19 protein-coding genes are annotated in these 20,495 nt (G+C 60.3%); 7 read left to right on the top strand and 12 right to left on the bottom strand.

Features of this window, described 5'->3' with window-relative positions; genetic code table 11:
- Positions 1-41: 41 nt before the first annotated feature.
- The 8 genes from ACJ8J1_RS23040 to ACJ8J1_RS23075 all read right to left on the bottom strand — a co-directional run bounded on the left by ACJ8J1_RS23040 (position 42) and on the right by ACJ8J1_RS23075 (position 7,492).
- A complete protein-coding gene (locus tag ACJ8J1_RS23040; RefSeq protein ID WP_033645336.1) occupies positions 42-665 on the bottom strand; it encodes a LuxR C-terminal-related transcriptional regulator in 624 nt (207 codons plus the stop codon).
- Between the two features lie 109 nt (positions 666-774).
- Entirely contained in the window at positions 775-1,314 is a 540-nt protein-coding gene (locus ACJ8J1_RS23045) for a fimbrial protein (RefSeq protein ID WP_033645335.1), read from the bottom strand.
- Positions 1,315-1,332: 18 nt separating this feature from the next.
- Positions 1,333-2,337, bottom strand: coding sequence for a fimbrial protein (locus ACJ8J1_RS23050; RefSeq protein WP_033645334.1), 1,005 nt, complete (start codon positions 2,335-2,337; stop codon positions 1,333-1,335).
- 14 nt (positions 2,338-2,351) lie between these two features.
- The gene (locus ACJ8J1_RS23055) at positions 2,352-2,963 is read right to left on the bottom strand and encodes a fimbrial protein (RefSeq protein WP_033645333.1); all 612 of its coding nucleotides are present in this window, start codon (positions 2,961-2,963) and stop codon (positions 2,352-2,354) included.
- Between the two features lie 11 nt (positions 2,964-2,974).
- Positions 2,975-3,721: a fimbrial biogenesis chaperone gene (locus tag ACJ8J1_RS23060; protein WP_033645332.1), complete on the bottom strand. Its 747-nt coding sequence runs from the start codon at positions 3,719-3,721 to the stop codon at positions 2,975-2,977.
- Between the two features lie 24 nt (positions 3,722-3,745).
- Positions 3,746-6,232 carry a fimbria/pilus outer membrane usher protein gene (locus ACJ8J1_RS23065; protein WP_046687943.1) on the bottom strand — a complete coding sequence of 829 codons (2,487 nt, stop codon included), beginning with the start codon at positions 6,230-6,232 and terminating at the stop codon, positions 3,746-3,748.
- A gap of 86 nt (positions 6,233-6,318) precedes the next feature.
- Positions 6,319-6,870 (bottom strand): fimbrial protein, encoded by a 552-nt coding sequence (locus ACJ8J1_RS23070; protein ID WP_033645330.1) that lies wholly within the window; start codon positions 6,868-6,870, stop codon positions 6,319-6,321.
- Between the two features lie 91 nt (positions 6,871-6,961).
- On the bottom strand, positions 6,962-7,492 hold the full coding sequence (locus ACJ8J1_RS23075; protein WP_033645329.1) for a fimbrial protein: 531 nt from the start codon (positions 7,490-7,492) through the stop codon (positions 6,962-6,964).
- A 757-nt stretch (positions 7,493-8,249) separates the two neighbouring features.
- Between ACJ8J1_RS23075 and ACJ8J1_RS23080 the strand changes: the two genes are divergently transcribed.
- From ACJ8J1_RS23080 to fetB, 5 genes are all read left to right on the top strand, one after another.
- Positions 8,250-8,663, top strand: coding sequence for a hypothetical protein (locus tag ACJ8J1_RS23080; protein ID WP_033645328.1), 414 nt, complete (start codon positions 8,250-8,252; stop codon positions 8,661-8,663).
- A 29-nt stretch (positions 8,664-8,692) separates the two neighbouring features.
- Entirely contained in the window at positions 8,693-9,802 is a 1,110-nt protein-coding gene (locus tag ACJ8J1_RS23085) for an FKBP-type peptidyl-prolyl cis-trans isomerase N-terminal domain-containing protein (protein ID WP_226772922.1), read from the top strand.
- A gap of 37 nt (positions 9,803-9,839) precedes the next feature.
- Positions 9,840-10,127 (top strand): FaeA/PapI family transcriptional regulator, encoded by a 288-nt coding sequence (locus ACJ8J1_RS23090; RefSeq protein ID WP_033645326.1) that lies wholly within the window; start codon positions 9,840-9,842, stop codon positions 10,125-10,127.
- Positions 10,128-10,316: 189 nt separating this feature from the next.
- Positions 10,317-10,994: an iron efflux ABC transporter ATP-binding subunit FetA gene (gene fetA / locus ACJ8J1_RS23095; RefSeq protein WP_033645325.1), complete on the top strand. Its 678-nt coding sequence runs from the start codon at positions 10,317-10,319 to the stop codon at positions 10,992-10,994.
- Positions 10,981-11,754 (top strand): iron efflux ABC transporter permease subunit FetB, encoded by a 774-nt coding sequence (gene fetB / locus ACJ8J1_RS23100; protein ID WP_033645324.1) that lies wholly within the window; start codon positions 10,981-10,983, stop codon positions 11,752-11,754. The genes fetA and fetB overlap by 14 nt, the downstream gene beginning before the upstream one ends.
- Before the next feature lie 36 nt (positions 11,755-11,790).
- Here the strand turns inward: fetB and ACJ8J1_RS23105 are convergent, their stop codons facing one another.
- On the bottom strand, positions 11,791-12,627 hold the full coding sequence (locus ACJ8J1_RS23105) for a TIM barrel protein (RefSeq protein WP_033645323.1): 837 nt from the start codon (positions 12,625-12,627) through the stop codon (positions 11,791-11,793).
- 31 nt (positions 12,628-12,658) lie between these two features.
- Positions 12,659-14,101, bottom strand: a complete 1,443-nt coding sequence (locus ACJ8J1_RS23110) for a sugar porter family MFS transporter (RefSeq protein ID WP_033645322.1) — start codon at positions 14,099-14,101, stop codon at positions 12,659-12,661.
- Between the two features lie 556 nt (positions 14,102-14,657).
- Here ACJ8J1_RS23110 and ACJ8J1_RS23115 point away from each other — a divergent pair.
- Together ACJ8J1_RS23115 and iolB are read left to right on the top strand one after the other, a co-directional pair.
- Positions 14,658-16,163 (top strand): CoA-acylating methylmalonate-semialdehyde dehydrogenase, encoded by a 1,506-nt coding sequence (locus tag ACJ8J1_RS23115; protein ID WP_033645321.1) that lies wholly within the window; start codon positions 14,658-14,660, stop codon positions 16,161-16,163.
- A 77-nt stretch (positions 16,164-16,240) separates the two neighbouring features.
- Positions 16,241-17,062: a 5-deoxy-glucuronate isomerase gene (gene iolB / locus ACJ8J1_RS23120; protein ID WP_033645320.1), complete on the top strand. Its 822-nt coding sequence runs from the start codon at positions 16,241-16,243 to the stop codon at positions 17,060-17,062.
- 38 nt (positions 17,063-17,100) lie between these two features.
- Here iolB and ACJ8J1_RS23125 read toward each other — a convergent pair whose 3' ends face one another.
- Positions 17,101-17,937, bottom strand: a complete 837-nt coding sequence (locus ACJ8J1_RS23125; protein ID WP_004930856.1) for a MurR/RpiR family transcriptional regulator — start codon at positions 17,935-17,937, stop codon at positions 17,101-17,103.
- A gap of 203 nt (positions 17,938-18,140) precedes the next feature.
- Positions 18,141-20,072: a bifunctional 5-dehydro-2-deoxygluconokinase/5-dehydro-2-deoxyphosphogluconate aldolase gene (locus ACJ8J1_RS23130; RefSeq protein WP_033645319.1), complete on the bottom strand. Its 1,932-nt coding sequence runs from the start codon at positions 20,070-20,072 to the stop codon at positions 18,141-18,143.
- Positions 20,073-20,495 lie beyond the last annotated feature (423 nt).

Raw genomic sequence — 20,495 nt, forward strand, 5'->3', positions numbered from 1 at the left:
AGAGTAAACCACTCTGTCGGCACTCGCGAGTCCGTTGTCAGTCAACTCAGCCCGCGCTGATTCAGCAGCACCTTATTCAGCTCGCTGTTTTTACGCACGTTGAGCTTGCGCATCGCCGAACGCTTATGGGCGCTGATGGTTTTCTGGCTGCGCTGCAGCAGGCCGGCGATGCTGCAGGCGGACATGCCGCTGCTCATCAAACCCAGCACCTTTTTCTCGCAGTGGCTGAGCGCGGCGATGCGGCAAGCCTGGCATTTCCACTGGCCGGCGGCGTGCAGCGCCACCCACGGATGCAGGATGAACTTTTCCAACGCCATCTGCAGCTTGAGGCGAATGGCGTAGGCCGAATCGCGCCGATGGATGCTGAACAGCGGCGGCAGGTTTTTCACCTGTTGCTGGGTCGCGTCGTCGAGGATCAGCAGGGTCAGCTGCCGCTGGCGCGGAACGCCGTGAGGGCTTTGATAACAACAGGCGCAGCCCCAGCGCTCTTCCGGCGTGCGGAACACGATTTCGATGTTATCCAACGCCTGCAGCGCCAGCGGCGAGAACTGCGGGTACCGGCGGTGGCATTCGTTCAGGGAGTGCAGATAGTCCTGCAGCAGCAGACGCAGCCCCTGCTGGTAGAAGTTATCGCTGTCGAACAGCGTGAAGCGAATATCTGGCATGGGTGACTCCTTAAAAAGCCGTGGCGCCGCGCCGGAGCAAACGGTGACGGCCCATCGCCGGCGTTCGCGCGCCGGTCGTTTTCCTGATTTCCCTGGGACGGTGCGAGGCTTATTGGTACGCCAGCACAAAATTGGCGATGGACGTGAATTCGCCTTCGGTAATGCTTTGGTTTTGAATCGCGCTGGGCCGCCCTTGCACATAGGCGGTGAAGTTCAGGCTGTTGGGGCCGTTTTGCAGCGCGACGGCGCTGGTGGCCTTATTCAAATCGATGTCTGCGCCCTGATGATCGAACAGGGCGATGGCGGCGCCGTTCGCGCCGTTGTTGATCGCCAGCTTGCCCGGCATCTCTCCGTCTTCGGTGCCGCTGAAGGTCACGCTGACGGATTTGAACACCGTGGTCTTGCAGTCGGTCAGCTTGATGCTGAACGGCACCGGCGTGGTATGGCCGTAGCGGTACAGGGTTTTGACGATCACCGTGCCCATCTCCACCAGCTGATCGGCGGACTGCGGTTCGATATTGCACGGCCGGCTCACCACGGTGCCGTGGAACTGCACCGGCGCGCCGATAAGCTCGGTGTTCGCCGCCGCCGGCATGGCGGCAAACCACCAGGACGCGCAGCTGAGCAGCGCTAAAGCGCGTAGACGCATTTTCCGTTCCTCCCTCGGTTACTGGAATGCCGCCACGATGGTGGCCGACGCGTTGAATTCCCCTTCGCCGATCTCCGCGCCGCCGTTGGCGAACGGCGCCGCCACCAGGTTCCAGGAGCCGCCGTTGCCGATGTTCGGCACCGGGTAAAACTCGTTCGGAATGACCAGCTGGCCGTTGTGCGTTAGCCGGATGCCGAGATCGTTCTTGTCGGTTTTGAACACCTCGTTGCTGAAGGAAGCGGCCGTGCCTGAGACCGCCAGCTTGATGTTCAGCGTGCCGTCCTCGAAGCTGCCGCCCTCGCACTGGAAACGCACCGGAATGCTTTGCGGGTAGTTTGAACCGTTGAGATCGCTGCCGCCGATTTCGCCGAACTCCACGTTGATCAGCTGGCCTTCGTTCACCACGCATTTATCCGGCACGTAAAGGATCGCGGACTGGATAAACACCTGCGCCATCGGATTGGGGCCGAAACCGCCGTCGGTTGAGCCGAGGCGGCCGAACATCTCGATGATCTGCCGATCGTTAATCTCGACGCCGTTGATGATCTTTTTGCGCACCCGGAAGGTGATGCGGCCTTTTGAACCGCTTTCATAGTTGTTGACCTGCACATAGGGCGGTGAGCAACTGTGATTGGGATACTCGTTGGATTCGTTGTAAAAAGGCACCGTGACATAGGCCTTCTTATTACCTGCAATCCACACTTCGGCTTTTAAATCCAGGAAGTCGTTCAACTGCAAGAAGCCGTTGCCGTAGTCAGAGGGGGGCAGCGCCGAATCCGACTTGTAAAAGTGCGGGCTTCGGGGGATCGGCGTATCGCAGTAGGCCTTGCCGGTATAGGTACCGCCTAATGAATAGGGAAACTGTTTGGTGAACCCCACCTGGTTGGTGATGTTGCTTTGATTCAGATCGATATAGAACTGTTTGGGGCCGCCGTCCGGCGTGACGTAGCCGTTGGCCCAGGCGGCGGGGGCCGCCAGCGCGATCGCCAGCGGCAGGCAGAGTTTGGTCAGTTGTGTTTTCATCGCGTTCTCGAGCCTCACAGGTAAATCACCTGAATGTGCGCCACGGCGGCGAACCCGGCCGCCATCACCGCCCGCTGGGTGGATTCCACGCTGGCGCTGAACCACAGGGTGTTGCTACCGGGTTGCAGAATGTAAGGGCGGCTGCGTTGATTCAGCTCCAGCGCCTGGCCTTGTTGGTCTTGCAGCCGCAGACCGATGCCCTGCACGCCGCCGTTCAGCTTCAGCAGCGATGGGTTGTCGACATCGCTTTCGCCGAGAAACACCAGCGTGGCGGCCTGCTCTCCCTGCAGGTAGAGGCGGCCGGCGTCGCCGTTGCGCGGGCCGGCCGGGTTATCCGCCAGCGCGCGCGCGCCCAGCAGGCAGTTGCGGAACGAGAGGCGAAAACGCACCGGCGCGCTGCGATCGCCGGCGTTGCGGAAGTCGCGTGCGCTGACGTCGCCCAGATCGACGGATTGATCCCGGCTGTCCGGCGTCAGGCTGCAGGGGGAGCTGAGCAGGCCGCCGTGAAAGCTGACGGTGCCGGTGGTGCCTTCGATCACGCCCAGCGGCGTTGCCGCCATCGCGCCGCCGCCGCACAGCAGTGCGCCGAGCAGCAGTGGGCGCAGTCGATCGGTGAATTCAGCCATGCTGGACCTCCTTATTTTTTCTCGGGCACGGCGGTGCAAACGCCGCCATTGCAGACGAAGCGCAGCTCCGGATGGCCGCCGTAGTCGTTGATGTAGGTGATGACGAAGCTGTTCATGCCGGTCTCTTGCAGCTTGAGGCTTTCGCTGGATTTCGGCTTCAGCATCAGCGGCTGAAAACCGCCGATCGCGCCGCCGCCCTGTTTTTGCGTCTGCCGCGTCATGCCGGTCAGGGTGATGTAAAACGGCGTCGGGTTGTCGACGGTGATGGCGCCGCCGCTTTTACGGAACACCAGCTTTTCCTGCCACACCTGGCCCTTGGGCGCGACGATGGCTTTCGGCCGATAGAACAGTTTGATCTGCGTTTGCAGCGCCAGCTGCATCACGTTGGTTTTGGTGCTTTTCGGCGGAATTTCGCGCAGGTTGAAGTAGAACACCGACTCGCGATCCTGTGGCAGGCGATCCGCCTCCGGCGTCTTGGTGATGCGCACCACGCTGCGCTCGCTTGGTTCCACGCGCTGCAGCGGCGGCAGCACCACCAGCGGCGAGGTGATTTTCTGGTGCTGCTCGTTCTCAAGCCAGGATTGCGCCAGGAAGGGCAGCTCTTTGTTTTCGTTGACGATATTCAGGCTGATCGATTTTGCGTCGCTCACATAAACGGCGCGCGTGCGATCCAGCGATATCGCCGCGTCGGCGGTGGGCAGTACGGCGCTCAGGGCCAGGCCGGCGGCGGTCAGTAGCGTTATCGGGTGTTTGTTCATGTCATCATTTCTCAGCGTTACGGATTACAGGGTGGCGCACGGCAGCAGCAGCTGGTCCAGCGGCTTGGCGGCGCCCGGGATCACGATGCGGCAGCGGCGTTGGCCTTCCCAGGCGACGTCCAGTTTTTCCTCCGGCTGCACGCCGGTCAGGTAAACCGAGCCGCCGTCGTTGACCACCGCGACCTCGCGGCCTTTCTCGCTCAGCACCGCGGCGCCGAACGGCGGTTCGCTGCCGTCCGCGAGGCGAATGGTGGCCAGCAGCTTGCTGCCTTTCACCACCTCGAAGTGGCGGTAACCGATGGCGCCTTCGGTCAGCGTGCCTTGCACCACGGCGCGAGTGGCCTCGACGTCGTCCGCCAGCTTGTTGACGTCGATGCGGGTGTCGGTGTTGTAGTAGCTGGTGATGTCGGAAATCACCGCCAGCCCGAAACGGTTGCTGTAGGCGCGGCCGTTGTTGATCGGCACGCCGGCGATGCCGTCGGTGTCGAGCATCATGCGGCTGCCGCCGTTGCTCGAGTTCTGATGCGCCGCGATGCCGTGCCGGGTCGCAGTGAGGCCGCCGCGGAACGAGCCACCGATCGACGAGTAGCTGTCCTGCTGGTAAGAGGCGCTGGCGTTCAGCGAGCCAAACGAGGCGTTGTGGGTGTAGTACCCGCGCGCCAGCGATTTGCCGGACTGATTAAAGCCGCCGCTGACCTGCCAGGTATTGTCCGGATCGCTGTAGTCGTTGTACGACGCGGTCTGCGTGACATCGCCGTTGTTGGTTTGCAGCGCATAACCGACGCGCCGACGGTCGCCGATCGGCACGGTGAAGTTGAGCATCACGCTGTCGTCGGTGCGGCCCTGGTAATAGGTGCGGTAAGCCGACAGCGAGGCGGTGATGTTGCTGATATCGCCGACGCTGAACAGCTTGCTGGCCGACAGCCCGTAACGGTCCTGGGTTCGCGCATCCCAATAGGTCTGGTGCGAGTAGGTCAGGTAGGCGGTGATCGCCTTGGCGCTGTCTTCCGCCATAAAGGTTTTGCTGGCGGTGATGGTATACAGCTCTTTCTGGCGGCCGTTGTAATTCTTGTCGTAATCGCCGTAACGCTCCTGCAGGTACTGCGACATGTTCATGAACTTGCGCTGCGAGAAGCGGTAGCCGGCGAAGGTGATCTGGCTGTTCAGCTCATCGAACCGTTTGGCGTAGTTGAGCTTGAACGACATGCCGCTGGCGGTCGGCTCGCCGGGCAGACGGGCGATCGACTGGGTGACGTCCAGCGACATGGCGCCGAACACGTTCAGATCGCGGCCGAGGCCGAGCGCCCAGGCGTTATAGTCGCCGCCGAGCAGCGCCCCGCCATACAGCGACCAGGCGTTGCTCAGCCCCCAGGAGAAGTCGCTGGCGGAAAACAGCGGGCCCTGGGTGCGGTGGTCGTAGGCCGAGGTTTTGCCGAGCGCCACGTTGTAGCGCACGTAGCCCGGGCGGGTCAGGTACGGAATGGTGGCGGTATCCACCTGGAAGGTCGAGACGGTGCCGTCCTGCTCTTCCACCTTGACGTCCAGCTTGCCGCGCACCGAGCTGTTGAGATCCTGAATGGCGAACGGCCCGGCGGGCACGGTGGTTTCGTACAGCGTGCGGCCTTCCTGCGAGACGGTGATCTTGGCGTTGCTCTTGGCGATGCCGCGCACTTCCGGCGCGTAGCCCTGCAGGTTCGGCGGCAGCATGCGCTCGTCGCTGGCCAGATTGAGGCCGGTGAAGCGATAGGCGTCGAACACCCCGGAGTCGAGATAAATCTCACCCAGCGTCAGCTTGGCGGCCTGCATCGGCAGCGCGCGGTAGGCGTAGATCTGGTTCCAGTCGAAGCCGGTGCTGCGATCGCCGGCCTGCTGATTGTAATTGGCCTGGTAGTCCGCGCGCAGGCGCCAGGGGCCCAGGTTGGCGCCCAGCGTGCCGTAGCTGCTCAGGTTCTGGGCGGTGTTGTTGTTGTGATTCTGCTTGCCTAACTGGCCGCTCAGGTTGTAGTCCAGCAGCAGGCCGGGAATGCCGTCGTCCCACTGCTCGGGCGGCGTCCAGTCGGGATCGGAGTATTTCATCCACGCCTGCGGGATGGTGATCGCCAGCACGCCGCCGCCGATGCGATCGGAGACGGTCGCGCCTTTGATGCCGCGAATGTCGGCGCACTGGTTGTCGTGCCACAGGGTGACTTTTTTGGCCGCTTCTTCTTTCAGCGCCATTTTTTCCACCAGATCAGGCGGCAGGCACACCTGGCTGCCGCTCTTGTTATCCGGCGACGGGAAATACTGAATGCTGCGCTGGGGCAGCGTTTTCTGGTTGATCTTGATGTCCAGCAAATAAGCGCCGGGCATGACGTAGTCGGCATCGGAGAAACGCGAAAGATCCACTTTGCTGCGCTCGCCGATATCCAGGACGTCGGTATTGAATTCCGTGGCGGAAAATGCCGGACGCACCCAGAGGAAAGATAGAATGACGAGAAGAGGTAGGTGTTTCCGTGTCAGTAATGACGTCATAGCATAATCACTCATGGCAAGTCCGCGCCCAATAGCAGGTCATCCGTGCGACCTGAATACGTAATGCTGTGCAGCGCCCGCCGGCGCTAGAGATAAGACAGGGTGAATTTGGCCAGAGAGCTGAAGCCGCCCGCCCGTGCCTTATCGGGATGCAGGCGCAACTGCGCGCCAAAACGCAGCGTGTTGTCGCCGGCGACGATCTGGTAATCCGCCGTCGTGCTGCCGAGCGGGATCGGGGTGCCGGCATCGGTCAACAGCTCGATAGCCACGCCCTGCGCCTCGCCGTAAACGCCCAGCAGGGAAGGATCCCGGCTGTCGGCGGTGCCGTCGAAGGTGACGTTGGCTGCGCGATAGATGAAGTCAGGCTTCACCTGGCTGGCCAGTTCGCAGTTCACCAGTTTGATCGTGAAATGACGGCGGCTGCCGATCAGCACCGATTGCCCGTCCTGCGAGGCATCGGTCATGGAGATCAGACCGAAATCGACGGTTTGATCCAGGCTGTCGCTGGCGATGCCGCACGGCGTTTCAACGATGGTGCCGCCCAGGCTGACTTTGCCGTGGCCCTGATTTTTCACTGCCGCCGCCGCGCTGCCTACGCTGAGCGCGATGAGCAACAGGCCGCAAAGGCGGATAGTCATGCTGGCGTCTCCCTGTCTTGCCCTGTTCCCTTGCCGCTCTCGTCGGCATGCAATCAAGCGGGGGATGCCCTGAGACATCCCCTGTGGGGTATTACAGGTAAGCCAGGGTGAAGTTGGCCACGCTGGTGAAGTCGCCCGGCACCACGGCGGCGGAGGCGCTGCTGCCCTGCAGGTAAGCGGCGAATTTCAGCGAGTTGTCGCCGTTGTTCAGGCCCTGACCGTCGGTCGCCGTGCCCAGTTCCACTTCCTTGGAGTGCAGGTTGTCGTAGATCACGATGCCGGCGCCGGTTGCCGTGCCGCTCAGGGCCAGCAGTTTGTTGTTGACCGGATCAGGCGTGCCGGTAAAGGTCACCTTGACGTTTTTCATGGTGGAGATGGAGCAATCTTTCAGTTCGATGTTGAAAGGTTGCATGCTGGATTTACCCTGGTTAGCCAGGATGCGGCTGCTGATCTGGCCCATTGGTACGGTTTGGTCAACGGATTCCGGCGCGACGCTGCATGGCGCATCGATAATTTCGCCGGTAAAGGTGACTTTACCGCTGCCCTGATTAGATGCGGCGTGAGCAACAGATGCAGAAGCGAAAGCAATCACGGTTGCCAGCATTAATTTATTCAGTTTCATTTCTCAGGTTCCTGTAGAGAGTTTTTAAATAAAAAGAACAGCACATCTAAATCCCCCGCAGCGGCGGCAACGTCATGTCGCCGGCCGTACGGTTGGAGCCAGATCCTTTTGCTCTGGGCAATACGCCAACATCCGTTATTTATGAGAAATAACGAGATTGGGAAAATCGACAATGGATTTTCTGGTAAATAAAATACGAGTTTTACGTGTGGCGTGTTGCTGGGAATATTCTTGCAAATAATAGTATTGCTTGGAAATAGATTTTATTAAATTAAGTCAAATTCAGAATATAAAACCAAAAGGAAAAAGAAATATATTTGCTTTAAAACCAATAGATCGTATACAAATATTATCCAGTATAAATCACTATATAAATAACGATATGCGAGATATTAGATCGGGGGAAATAGGCTGATACCTACAATTCGCCATATTGTTTTGCTAATATCGCCCTGAGGCAGCAGATGATGAATTTCCCTTTAGAAACAAAATATAAAACATAATCTATTGTTTTTATTGTTGTTTCGTGGTTTTCTTCTCCTAAGGGATTGGTTTTTTTATTCGTGTTTAGCCCGCGTTTAGGTCTAATTCATTAACAATTAAATAACAATGTCATCGGTAGTGAATTATTCTATCGCACTGCGGTATAGGGATTTTTCACTGCCTAACCCATTTTGATTAATCAAATTAAGGCATGTGCTGTTGCCGTTCGCCACATAATGATGACCTAAGTGACAATTAAAGGATTATAAACGGAATGATAACGATGATTAATGCTTGCGGCGGCCGCCGCACGGTAGTTTCTGCTATATTTTTACTGTCTGTCATGTCGCTGTCAGGCTGCGTGGGCGGTAGCAAGACAAACCTGAATTCCGTGAAAAAAATTTCACAGAACAATCCTAATGATAAATCCGATGAACAACGTATCGCGCTTTGCCAGCAACGGGTTAACTCATTAAAAAATATTAATCCGCAGAGTTACCAAAAACGCATTGCCTATTTTAACGGTCTGCTTTCCAACGCTTCCGGATATGCCGGCGTGCGCGGCAATGTGGATGAAAGCACCCGTAAAGCGATTGATGCTCTTTATCAATATAAAACCGAGAAATTCTGCGCCGACGTTGAACATGAGCTGATGTCCGATCTGTCCAACCGGGTCGAGAATCTGTAGCCATGAAGCGATGCGCGCAAAGATGGGCGATGGGGCTTTGGCTGTTGGCGCTGAGCGGCGCCGTTTGCGCCGCTGACGACGGCATTCCCGCCCTGTTGAAATTTGCCGAACAGCGGCAGGCTCCGCCGGCCGCGCTCAAGGAGGAAACCGCGCGTAAACCGGCGCCCGCACCGGCCGCCAAACCGGCCGCCGTCGCGGGGGCAGACGGCGCTCGTTTAACTTCTCTGAAGCACTCTGTACAACAGCAGGCGGAGAAAATCCGTCAGCTGGAGCGCCAGTTGGCGGCGGCTCAGGCCGCCGCGGCGCCGAAAAGCGAGCGGACCGATGTCGATATTCGGCCACTGGCCGATGCCCTGAAGGCGTTGCGGCAGGCCGTTGCGCCGTTGCCTGAGGTCACCGCGCTGGCCGCTTCGCTCACGCGGGCCGAACAGCGCAGCGCAAGCTTGACGGCGCAGTTGGCACAGCAACGACAGCGGGTAGACACCTTGCTGGCTGAGCGGCGGCAGGCGGCTGAGGCCCCGGTGCTGGCCAGCGAGGCGGACAAGCAGGCGTATGCCGCCGGCGTATCGCTGGGGCGCGATATTTTGCATCTGCAACAGGAGAACCGGCGTGCGGGACTGGAGGCGGATCGGCGGCTTTTGCTGGCGGGCATCGCCGATACCCTGGCCGGGCGGTTGCGGCTGGATGAGGCCGCCATCGACAGCGCGCTGCGCACGGCGCAGCAACGTTTGCAGCAGACGCAACAGACACAGGCTCCCCCTCCGGACGGCAAGGCCTATCTGGCCGATTTCGCCCGCCAGGAGGGAGTCAAGCAAGATGCGCTCGGTTTCTACTACCGGGTGGACTATGCCGGCAGCGGTGCGATCGGCGCCGACGATCGGGTGGATATCGTGGTGCGCGAAAGCCTGACCGACGGCCGGGTGATCAAAGACATGGAGCTCGCGGGAACGGTGATCTCGCAGCCATTGACGCGCTATCCGCCGCTGTTTCGCGCGGCTATCGAGAAGCTGCAGCGCCACGGCTCGATCACGCTGGTGGTGCCGCCGGCGCTGGCGTACGGCAAGCAGGGCAGCCCGCCGGCGATCCCTCCGGACGCCACCATGATTTATACCCTGCGCATTGCTGACGTGCAGTCGTGAGCGGGGAGCTCAGCAGTAACCACTCAGGAGGAATGCTATGGCCAAGGCGCCGAAAACGTTTGAAAGCAGAAAATCGCTGATGCTGAATGTGTTGCAAGGATTGTGCAGGGATCGTGTGGAAGGCTCCGGCGGCCATCATCCCCCGCCGGAGCAGTGGCCGAAGACCCGCGAGCTGGCTGATAAATGCGGTGAAAACATTTATACCACCCGCACCCTGCTGCTGGCGCTGGAAAAGGAGGGCAAGGTCCGCTGCACCCACCGCAGCATCAACAATTCTCTACGCTGGTACAGCTGCGACGAACAGGCAGCGATAAAAAAAGAGTGATTCGACCCTGACGGTCGCTTTTGACTATCTTACAGCTAAACATTAATTAATCTTATTATTTGGCGGGGCGTTTCGCTCCGCCAATCCTCCTCTCAGCTTTCCGCCCTCCGCGCAGGCATTGCTAAGATGTTTTTTGCGACCATATACTTATCGCTCAGACGGGAACAGGTGTAGGGAGCCGGCATCGTAATGAAGGAAAAGAAAGACATACTGAGATTGGATGATATTCATTATCAAATAGACCGCCAGGTGATCCTGGACTCCGTCTCTTTCACGTTGGGTGAGGGCGAGTTCAAACTGATCACCGGGCCTTCCGGCTGCGGAAAAAGCACGCTGCTGAAAATCATCTCTTCCTTAATGAATCCGACCAGCGGAAGCCTCTATTTTGACGGCCAGGCGATCGACGAGATGTCGCCGGAGGCGTATCGCAAGCAGGTCTCTTATTGCTTCCAGACGCCGGCGCTATTCGGCAATACGGTTTACGACAATCTGGCGCTGCCGTATCAGATCCGCCAGGAACCGCCGGCCGAGCGAAAAATGAAGGCCGATCTGGCGCGTTTCGGCCTGCCGGAGGCGATGCTGACGAAAAGCATCAATGAACTGTCCGGCGGGGAGAAGCAGCGCGTGTCCCTGATCCGCAACCTGCAGTTTATGCCGCGGGTGCTGTTGCTCGATGAGATCACCAGCGCGTTGGACGAGGAAAATAAGCGCAACGTCAACGAAATCGTGCATCAGCTGGTGGCGGAACACCGGCTGGCGGTGCTGTGGGTGACGCACGATACCGAAGAGATCGCGCATGCGGACGAGGTGATCACCCTGCGCGCGCACGGCGCCGAGCCACAGGAGCAACAGCATGAATCAGCATAATATCACCAACGAATCCTTGGGCTTGTCGATGGTGCTGGTGGTGGTCGCCATCCTGATCAGCCACCGGGAAAAGCTGGCGCTGGAAAAGGACATCATCTGGAGCATCTGCCGCGCGGTGGTGCAGCTGATCATCGTCGGCTACGTGCTGAAGTATATTTTCGACCTGGATAACGCCGTTCTCACCGTGTTGATGGTGCTGTTCATCTGCTTTAACGCGGCCTACAACGCCAAGAAACGCAGCAAGTACGTCGAACACGCGTTCGTGACGTCGTTTATCGCCATCACCACCGGCGCGGTGCTGACGCTGGCGGTGCTGGTGTTGACCGGCTCCATTGAATTTACGCCGATGCAGGTGATCCCCATCTCCGGGATGATCGCCGGTAACGCCATGGTGGCGGTGGGGCTGTGCTATACCAACCTCGGCCAGCGTTTCAAAAGCGAGCAGCAGAAGATTCAGGAGATGCTCAGCCTGGGGGCGACGCCCAAGTTCGCGTCGGCGGCGCTGATCCGCGACAGCATCCGCGCTTCGCTGATCCCGACCGTCGACTCGGCGAAAACCGTTGGGCTGGTCAGCCTGCCGGGCATGATGTCCGGGCTGATCTTCGCCGGCATCGATCCGGTGAAAGCGATCAAATATCAGATTATGGTGACCTTCATGCTGCTTTCCACCGCCAGCCTGTCGACCATCATCGCCTGCTATCTGGCCTACCGTAAGTTTTACAACGAGCGCCATCAGCTGGTGGTCGGCAACCTGAAGTAACGCCATGAAAAACGGCCTCCGCGGAGGCCGTTTTGTTTACCCTTGCAGCAGGGCGATGCTCTGGCGGATTTCCCGTTCGATATCCGCCTCGCTCCAGCGGTCCAGCTGTGAAGAGAACGGTTCGAAAGCATAGACGCCGGTGTAGCCCAGGCGTTCCAGGTTCTGCACCTGGCGGCGGCTCTCCAGCCGATCGCCCTCGCTCAGCATGATGCGCTCTTCGTCGCTCAGCGCGCTTTTATCCCGCCCGTCCTCCACGCCGGACAGATGCACCAGGCCGATCTGCGCCACCTGGATCTGCGCGTCAAAGTCGGCCTGCGTCACGCCGCTCAGATAGTGGTGGAACGTATCGAGCACAATGCGGTACGGCGCGCCCGAGTCGCGGATAAGCGCCTGGGACAACAGCGACGATCGCAACGAGCTGATGCCGAAGCCCAGCGGTTCGACGTATCCCTGTACGCCATAGCGGGCAAACAGCGGTGCCAGCAGCCGCAACGCCGCGAGGGTGTCGTCGCGTTTTTGCTGCTCGCTGCGCGTGTCGTCGGCGCTGCAGTGGGGGCATAGCACCAGCGCCCGGCTGCGGATGGCCTGCGCCTGCGCCAGCATCGCTTCGGCGCGCTGTTGCAGCGCTGCCGGGTCATCCATCAGATTGAACCTGCCGAGGGCGTTGATCGTGACGATCTCGATGCCGTATTGCGCGGCGAGCGCGTTGAGCTGCGCGTCGCTCAGATCGTCGGTCACCTTGCCGCTGGGCATGTCGTTGCGCAGCTCGACTTTGCTGAGCCCGCAGCGTTTCACCAGGCGGAAAAAACGGTCCAGATCGAGATTCGGCGCGATCTTGCGGTTAATGCAGAAGCGGTCCAGCGCAATGTTCATGGGCATGACTCCAGCGGTCAGGGTTGAGAGATCAGGATTTGCCGTTTTCCAGCGGCAGCGGCTTGCCGTCGGGCTGGGATTGGCGGTGGCGTTTGGCCAACACCACCTGCTCCATTTTTTCCAGCGAGACGCCTTTGGTTTCCGGGATATAGCGGCCGATAAACCAGTAGCTGAACAGGCAGCAGGCGGCGAAGATCCACATCGGGAAGGCGCCGTGGAAATGCGAGAACAGGTAAGGGTGATCGTTGATCATCGGGAACGACTGCGACACCGCGAAGTTGGCGACCCACATGCAGCCGACGGCGATGCTCATCCCCTGTGCGCGCATGCGGTTCGGGAAGATCTCCGACACCAGCACCCAGGCGCCGACGCCCCAGGAGAGCGCATAAAACACCATGAAGAACAGCATGCCGAACAGCGCGAAATAGCCGGTGGCCTGGGTGTAGAGCGCGTACGAGGTGAGCAGCAGGCCCGCGATGGCGCCCAGCGTGCCGTAACGCATCAACGGAATGCGGCCCATGCGATCCATCAGCATGGCGCCGATGACCGAACCGACCAGCTGCAGCACGCCGATCCAGATGGTCTGGAACAGCGCTTCCTGCGCGTTTTCGGTGACGGTTTTCAGCACCACCGGCGCGTAGTACATCATCACGTTAACGCCGGTGACCTGTTGCAGCATGGCGATCATACAGCCGACGAACAGGATGAAACGCACCCGCACATCGCCGTAGTTCAGCTTCCGGTGCTGCTGCTGTTGATCCTGCTGCAGCGAGTCTTTGATTTCTTTCAGCAGATTCTGCGCGTGGGCGGCGTTGGAGACTTTGGTCAACATCGCCAGCGCCTGATCGTCGCGGCCCATCATCACGTTCCAGCGCGGCGATTCAGGAATGACGAACACCAGGATGCAGAACAGAATGCAGGGGATCACGCCCGAGGCGAACATCCAGCGCCAGCCCATTTCCACCAGCCAGGCTTCGCTGGCGAGGCTGGCGATTTTGAAGTTGACGTAGAAAATCACGATCTGACCGAAGACGATGGCGAACTGCTGCATGCTGAGCGCCCGCCCGCGCATGTCTTTCGGCGACACTTCCGACATGTACATCGGCGACACGGTGGCGGCGATGCCGACCGCCAGCCCGCCAATGATGCGGTAAATGACGAACCAGGTGAAGGTCGGGGCCAATGCGGCGCCGACGGCGGAAACGGTGAACAGCAGCGCCGCCAGCATCAGCGCTTTTTTACGGCCCCAGCGCGCCGCCAGCGGCCCGGCGGCGAAGGCGCCGACCACGCAGCCGATCACCACGTTGGAGACGGCCCAGCCGGTTTCGGCCGGGCTGAGATTGAAATAGGTTTTCAACGCTTCGATCGCGCCGGAGATCACGGCGGTGTCGTAGCCGAACAGAATGCCGCCCAGGGCGGCGATGCCGCAAATTCGCAATATGTAACCGGTATTGTGCTTACGCTGATATGACATGTGTTGCTCCGATTTTTATCCTGGCTTCCGTCCGCACGGTTGGGGTGTCGGGAAGAGGGCGAGCGGAAGGGTGTGAACCGTGCCTGTCATCAAGGCGATGTCGTTGATAAATGCTGGAACAAACAAGAACATTTATTTCATAATTAGTGAATAATGGAATATTGATTTTTAGATCCAGTTCAAAAAAAACCGTCGCGAGCGATCCGGGCGCCTTGGGCGTTCGGAGGGAGGCGGTAACGGCCGCAGGTCAGGCGCAGTGCGGATTTTCTGTAGCAAAGTCAGTGTGCATTAGCGATGGACTCTCCTGCGAAACCGCGCCTTGATTGGCGCGGTAATGAAAGCGCCAACCCGATCGACACCGCAAAATTGCGACCTCACGCACTAAAAATAAATTTTTCAAAACAATTTATTTGAAACTTTTTTTTCAATGAAATAGAGTTTGCTGCATCCGGTCAGGATGTAGCCGGCTTGCCGACGGGGTTTGGCGAGCGGGACGATTAACGCCGCGCCGCCTGCGTGTGGCCAGGCGACAGCGGACTTGAAAAGAGGGCGTGACATGAAAACCGTGGGTAACTTTATTGACGGGCAGGTGTGCCTGAGCAGCAGCAATCAGACCGTCGACGTGCACAACCCGGCCAGCGGGCAGGTTGAGCGGCGCGTCACGCAGAGCACCGCCGCCGAAGTCAAGCAGGCCATCGACGTGGCCCACCGGGCGTTCGCCGACTGGTCGCGCACTACGCCGCTGCGCCGCGCGCGCATCATGTTCAATTTCAAGGCGCTGCTGGAACAGCACCGCGACGAGCTGGCCGAGCTTATCGTCAGCGAGCACGGCAAAGTGTATTCGGATGCGCTGGGCGAACTGACGCGCGGCATGGAAGTGGTCGAATTCGCCTGCGGCATCCCGCATCTGATCAAGGGCGAGTACTCATCTGATGTCGGCAGCGGCGTCGACAGCTTCTCGCTGATGCAGCCGCTGGGCGTGGTGGCGGGCATTACTCCGTTCAACTTCCCGGCGATGGTGCCGATGTGGATGTTCCCCATCGCGCTGGCCTGCGGCAACACCTTCGTCCTCAAGCCGCCGGCGCTGGTGCCTTCGGCCTCGGTGCGCCTGGCGGAACTGTTGAAGGAAGCCGGTTTGCCGGACGGCGTGTTCAACGTGGTGCACTGCGCCAATGAAGAGGCGGCGCAGCTGTGTACCGATCCGCGCATTCAGGCGGTGAGCTTCGTCGGCTCCTCCACCGTGGCGGAACATATCTATACCACCGCCAGCGCGCACGGCAAGCGGGTGCAGGCCTTCGGCGCGGCGAAGAACCAGGCGATCGTCATGCCGGACGCCGATCTGGACGCCACGGTCAACGCGCTGATGGGCGGCGCGTTCGGCTCTGCCGGCGAGCGCTGCATGGCGTTGCCGATCGCCGTGGTGGTCGGTGACGACACTGCCGATAAACTGATCGCCAAACTGAAGCCGCTGATCGCGCAGCTGCGGGTCGGGCCGGGCTTGCAGCAGGGCGGCGAAGAGAATGAAATGGGGCCGCTGGTGTCGTCCGCTCACCAGAAAAAGGTGCTGGGCTACATCGATTTGGGCGTGGAAGAAGGCGCCACCCTGGTGGCCGACGGCCGCAACTATCAGGTGCCGGGCTATCCTGAAGGCTACTACGTCGGCGGCACGCTGTTCGACCATGTGACGCCGAACATGCGCATCTACCGCGAAGAGATTTTCGGGCCGGTGCTGGGCATCGTACGGGTGCCGGACTACCGCACCGCCATCGACACGGTGAACGGCCACGAATTCGGCAACGGCAGCGCCATCTTCACCGGCAGCGGCCACTATGCGCGCCAGTTCGTGCAAGACGTGCAGGCCGGAATGGTCGGCGTCAACGTGCCGGTGCCGGTGCCGATGGCGTTCCACAGCTTCGGCGGCTGGAAGCGCTCGGTGTTCGGCGCGTTGAACGTGCACGGCACCGACGGCGTGCGCTTCTACACGCGCATGAAGACCGCCACCGCGCGCTGGCCGGCCGGGCAGCAGACGGTGTCCGAATTCAGCATGCCGACGCTGGGCTAAGCGCTTTCACACTCAGGCCAGGCCGTTGCTCCTTCGGAGCAACGGCCTTTGCACTGCGAGTTAACAGGAGAATCGAAATGTCTTCACTGCTTGCCAAATGTCAGACGCCGAACGCCGAGGGGCGTATCCAGCACGTGACGCCGGAAAATGCCGGTTGGCGCTATGTCGGCTTTGACGTTTACCGCCTGGCTGCCGGGCAGTCGCTGCAGCTGGAATGCGGCGACAAGGAACTGTGTCTGGTGCTGGTGGCCGGTATCGCCTCCGTCGCCACGCGGCGCGCTGAATACCCGCATATCGGCAAACGCATGAGCCCGTTCGAGCGCACGCCGCCGTATGCGGTGTATGTGCCGCACCACGATCGCATCGACGTGCGGGCGGAAACCGATCTGGAGCTGGCGGTGTGCAGCGCGCCCGGCGGCGGCCACCTGCCTTCACGGCTGATCACGCCGGCGGATATCGGCGTGGAGCGGCGCGGCAAGGGGCGCAACCAGCGGCTGGTGCACAACATTCTGCCGGACAGCGAGCCGGCCGACAGTCTGCTGGTGGTGGAGGTTTACACCGACGAGGGCAACACCAGCTCCTACCCGAGCCACAAGCACGATCAAGAAGACTCGCCGGACGAAACCTATCTGGAAGAGACGTACTATCACCGCATTCAGCCGGAGCAAGGGTTCTGCATGCAGCGCGTCTATACCGACGACCGCACGCTCGACGAGTGCATGCCGGTCTACAATCGCGACGTGGTGAAAGTGCCGCGCGGTTATCACCCGGTGGCGACCCTGGCGGGTTACGACAACTATTACCTCAACGTGATGGCCGGGCCGGTGCGGCAGTGGAAGTTCACCTGGGAAAAAGACCACGCCTGGATTAACGGCGACGGCTACCCCGCCGCGCAATAGGCGCTTGAGGCCCGGCTTGCCGGGCTTTTTTGTCAGCTTTACTCGTCCCGGGCGTTATTCAGCGCCAGCGAGACCGCCAGCGTCTGCGCCAGGCACATCGAAGCCACCTGCGAGCGGAACCCGTCCACCTGCGCTTCGCGCACCACGAAACAGACGTCGCTGAAGGCGGCCAGCGGGCTGACCTGGCTGTCGGTGATGGCGATCTGCTGCGCGCCGCGCTTGGCGCCCAATTCCACCAGTTCCACCGCCTCGCGGGCGTACGGCGAATAGCTGATGGCGATCACCACGTCCTTCGGTTTCACCATGCTCAGCTGTTCGGTGAACATCCCGCCCAGGCCGTCGATCAGAAACGCGCGGCGCTCCAGATGGCGCAGCGCATAGGTGAGGTAGGAAGCGACGCTGAACGAGCGGCGCAGGCCGATCACGTAGATGTTTTCGGCGTTGTTGAGCAGCTCGACGGCGCGATCCAGCTGCTCGGGGGCGATCTGCATCGCCAGCTGCTGCAGCGCCTGCGCGTTGACCATGGTGAACACGTTGAGAATCTCCGCCGGTTTCTCCGGCGCGACGTTGTCGTCGGTGGAGGTTTGGCGGAACAGGCGCGCGCGCTCGGTATAGTTCACCGTCTCTTCCATCAGATGCTGACGGAACACCTGCTTCATTTCGTTGAAGCCGCTGAAGCCGAAGGCGTTGGCGAAACGGATCAGGGTGGAAGGCGGCACGCTGGCCTGTGCGGCGATGGAGGCAACGGTATCGAAAGCGATGCTGTTACTGTTATCCAAAATGTAGCGCGCCACCTGCTTCAAACGCTTGCTCAGCGTTTCATAACGGTGGCGGATCTCGTCCTGTAACAGCGAAAGTTGAGTTGGGTTGTTCATCCATTCGGCTCGCAGTGGGGTGAAGGCGCATTGGCCTGACGCCTGAAATATTGACAGGGTATTTTAACAGACGGAGCGGAAATTTCATTTCCTCAAAAAGCGATTTATTCGATCGCACATTGCGCGACTTCACAGAAAATGGGCAAAAAAATCCCCTTAAAGCGGCGAAATGGCCTTAAGGGGACGTGAACCTGCTGTTGCTGTCAGTGCGCGCCGCCCGCCTGCGGACGGTACTGGCGCCAGAAACCGATCAGCGTCAGGTATTTTTGTTTCACCTGCTCGATCAGGGCCGCGTCGTCGATTTCCCCCTGTAGCCAGCGGCGCGAAGGTTGGCCGAAAATGGTGCGGCCGACGGCGAAACCTTTCACCCAGCGCGCATCTGCGGCGGCGGCAAAGCCCGCCTTCAGCACCGCCTCCGGGGAGTCGAGCCCCAGGATCAGCACGCCGCGGCAGTCGGGATCGCAGGCGTCGATCAGCGCGCCGACCCGCTGCCAGTTTTCCGCGCTCAGCGGCGGCAGTTTCCACCAGTCCGGCTGAATGCCCAACTGGTAGAAGTGTTCAATCATCTCCAGGTAATAGCGCTCGTCCTTGTCGGCATTGCCGTCCGGCAGGATCACCTCCAGCAGCAGCTCATGGCCGGATTTGCAGCAGCCGCGGTAGACGTCGGCGATCAGCGCATCCTGTTCGCGGCGCAGTTCCGCCGCGTCGTGTGGGTGATAAAACACCAGGCACTTCACCACGTGCTCCTGCGGCCAGTCGATCAATTGCGAGCCGATATTGCCGTGCTCCAGGCGCAGCGGGCGCGAGCTGGGCAGCTCCACCGGCCGGCCGATCCACCATCCCTGGCCGGTGATTTCGTTCAGCGCCGCCTGCCCGTAGGTGGTGTCGGCCAGAATGCCGCTGTTGCCGTTGAGCCCGGCCTGCGCGGCGGCCTGTCGCGCCGCAGTGAGCAGCAGGGTCTTCAGACGCGGGATGCGTTCCTCGCCGACGCCGGCTTCGCGCGCCATGTCCGCCAGCTGCTTGCGGTGATCGAAGGCGAACACGCACAGTTCCGGCCACTGTTGCTTGCGGGTGGTGACCCGGTGCAGGTGGTTCAGGCGCGCGTCGCGGTCCGGGCGCGTGACCTGTTGTTCACGCTGCAGGTAGTCGTCCAGCTCCCGTTTGGTCGGCATGGCCGGCGCGCAGCCGTGGCGCGAGACCACCAATGCGCCGCAGGCGTTGGCGTAGCGGCAGGCCTGATCCCAACCCTCATCGTTCAGATAGCCGCGCAGCAGACCGGACATAAAGGCGTCGCCGGCCCCCAGCACGTTCAGCACCTCCACCCGCACGCCGGCGTGCAGCTTCACCTGCGCCCAGTCGTCGGCGATGTCATCTTCGAACACCGAGCAGCCCTGCGCGCCGCGCTTGCACACCAGCGTGGCCGCGGTCGTCCGGCGCACGTTTTTCAGCGCCGTCAGCGTATCGGTGCTGCCGCCGGCGATATGAAATTCCTCTTCGGTGCCGACGATCAGATCGAAATGGTGCAGCACTTCCTGCAGCTCGCGGGTCACCTGTGCCGATTCCACAAAGCGGGTTTCGCCGTCGCCCAGCGACGTCAGCCCCCACAGCACCGGGCGATAATCGATGTCGAGCGCGGTGCGCAAACCGTGGCGGCGCGCGTATTCCAGCGCCTTCAACACGGCGGCGCGGGTGTTCGGGTGCGACAGGTGCGTGCCGGTGATGGCCAGCGCGCGCGCGCTGGCGATGTAGGTTTCGTCGATGTCGTCCGGCGTCAGCGCCATGTCCGCGCAGTTTTCGCGGTAGAAGATCAGCGGGAAGGTTTCCTGATCCTTGATGCCGAGGATCACCAGGCCGGTTAACCGGTGTTTGTCGGTGATCAGACAGCGGGTATCGGCCCCGACGCGCTGCAGCTCTTCACGCAGAAAGCGGCCCATGTGTTCATCGCCGACGCGGGCCAGCATGCCGGATTTCAACCCCTGAATGGCGGTGCCGTAGGCCACGTTGCCGGAAGAGCCGCCGAGGTATTTGGCGAATGTGCCGGCGTCTTCCAGACGCGCGCCGATCTGCTGAGCATAGAAATCGACGGCGATGCGCCCGAGACAAATGACATCAAGCTGTTTTTCTTGTGTAGCCATACCCGTTTCCTTCTGTTTAAGCAAAACTCCGGCGGCGGCCCGAGCGTGGCGCCTTGCAGGAAGCATGGGAACAGTATGGGGAATGAAAATTTCAATTTCAATATGGAATGAAATTTACACCCCAAAAATGTGATGCATTTAAAACATCGACGGAGGAGCGGAAAAAGCGGATTAAGTCGCCATGAGAGGGTGGCGGAGGGCGTGTGGCAAAGAGGCGCCGGGGCAGGATGAAAGACGGTCGCCCTGCGTGCTGATGGCATTCCCCGGCTGGTGCGCGGCGCTAAGCCGGTAAAGGCCAAACCACGAGATGAAACGGGCTTTTCATCTAATATGCGATCTTTATCGCAAAATGAAATGTTTCTTCTGTAATGTGATTTTATGAAAAATATATTTGTTTATAATCGCTTCACGTTTCAGGTTGTC

This window comes from Serratia sp. CY37869 (assembly GCF_052168895.1).
In the GTDB taxonomy this organism is placed as follows: domain Bacteria; phylum Pseudomonadota; class Gammaproteobacteria; order Enterobacterales; family Enterobacteriaceae; genus Serratia; species Serratia ureilytica.

What these genes read in the sequence shown, in the direction of transcription:
- ACJ8J1_RS23125 (WP_004930856.1), bottom strand. Translation starts at nt 17,937, where the DNA reads ATGAACAACCCAACTCAACTTTCGCTGTTACAGGACGAGATCCGCCAC.
- ACJ8J1_RS23115 (WP_033645321.1), top strand. Translation starts at nt 14,658, where the DNA reads ATGAAAACCGTGGGTAACTTTATTGACGGGCAGGTGTGCCTGAGCAGC.
- ACJ8J1_RS23065 (WP_046687943.1), bottom strand. Translation starts at nt 6,232, where the DNA reads ATGACGTCATTACTGACACGGAAACACCTACCTCTTCTCGTCATTCTA.
- ACJ8J1_RS23075 (WP_033645329.1), bottom strand. Translation starts at nt 7,492, where the DNA reads ATGAAACTGAATAAATTAATGCTGGCAACCGTGATTGCTTTCGCTTCT.
- ACJ8J1_RS23045 (WP_033645335.1), bottom strand. Translation starts at nt 1,314, where the DNA reads ATGCGTCTACGCGCTTTAGCGCTGCTCAGCTGCGCGTCCTGGTGGTTT.
- ACJ8J1_RS23040 (WP_033645336.1), bottom strand. Translation starts at nt 665, where the DNA reads ATGCCAGATATTCGCTTCACGCTGTTCGACAGCGATAACTTCTACCAG.
- ACJ8J1_RS23060 (WP_033645332.1), bottom strand. Translation starts at nt 3,721, where the DNA reads ATGAACAAACACCCGATAACGCTACTGACCGCCGCCGGCCTGGCCCTG.
- fetA (WP_033645325.1), top strand. Translation starts at nt 10,317, where the DNA reads ATGAAGGAAAAGAAAGACATACTGAGATTGGATGATATTCATTATCAA.
- ACJ8J1_RS23130 (WP_033645319.1), bottom strand. Translation starts at nt 20,072, where the DNA reads ATGGCTACACAAGAAAAACAGCTTGATGTCATTTGTCTCGGGCGCATC.
- ACJ8J1_RS23050 (WP_033645334.1), bottom strand. Translation starts at nt 2,337, where the DNA reads ATGAAAACACAACTGACCAAACTCTGCCTGCCGCTGGCGATCGCGCTG.
- ACJ8J1_RS23105 (WP_033645323.1), bottom strand. Translation starts at nt 12,627, where the DNA reads ATGAACATTGCGCTGGACCGCTTCTGCATTAACCGCAAGATCGCGCCG.
- fetB (WP_033645324.1), top strand. Translation starts at nt 10,981, where the DNA reads ATGAATCAGCATAATATCACCAACGAATCCTTGGGCTTGTCGATGGTG.
- ACJ8J1_RS23085 (WP_226772922.1), top strand. Translation starts at nt 8,693, where the DNA reads ATGGGGCTTTGGCTGTTGGCGCTGAGCGGCGCCGTTTGCGCCGCTGAC.
- ACJ8J1_RS23110 (WP_033645322.1), bottom strand. Translation starts at nt 14,101, where the DNA reads ATGTCATATCAGCGTAAGCACAATACCGGTTACATATTGCGAATTTGC.
- ACJ8J1_RS23055 (WP_033645333.1), bottom strand. Translation starts at nt 2,963, where the DNA reads ATGGCTGAATTCACCGATCGACTGCGCCCACTGCTGCTCGGCGCACTG.
- ACJ8J1_RS23070 (WP_033645330.1), bottom strand. Translation starts at nt 6,870, where the DNA reads ATGACTATCCGCCTTTGCGGCCTGTTGCTCATCGCGCTCAGCGTAGGC.
- ACJ8J1_RS23090 (WP_033645326.1), top strand. Translation starts at nt 9,840, where the DNA reads ATGGCCAAGGCGCCGAAAACGTTTGAAAGCAGAAAATCGCTGATGCTG.
- iolB (WP_033645320.1), top strand. Translation starts at nt 16,241, where the DNA reads ATGTCTTCACTGCTTGCCAAATGTCAGACGCCGAACGCCGAGGGGCGT.
- ACJ8J1_RS23080 (WP_033645328.1), top strand. Translation starts at nt 8,250, where the DNA reads ATGATAACGATGATTAATGCTTGCGGCGGCCGCCGCACGGTAGTTTCT.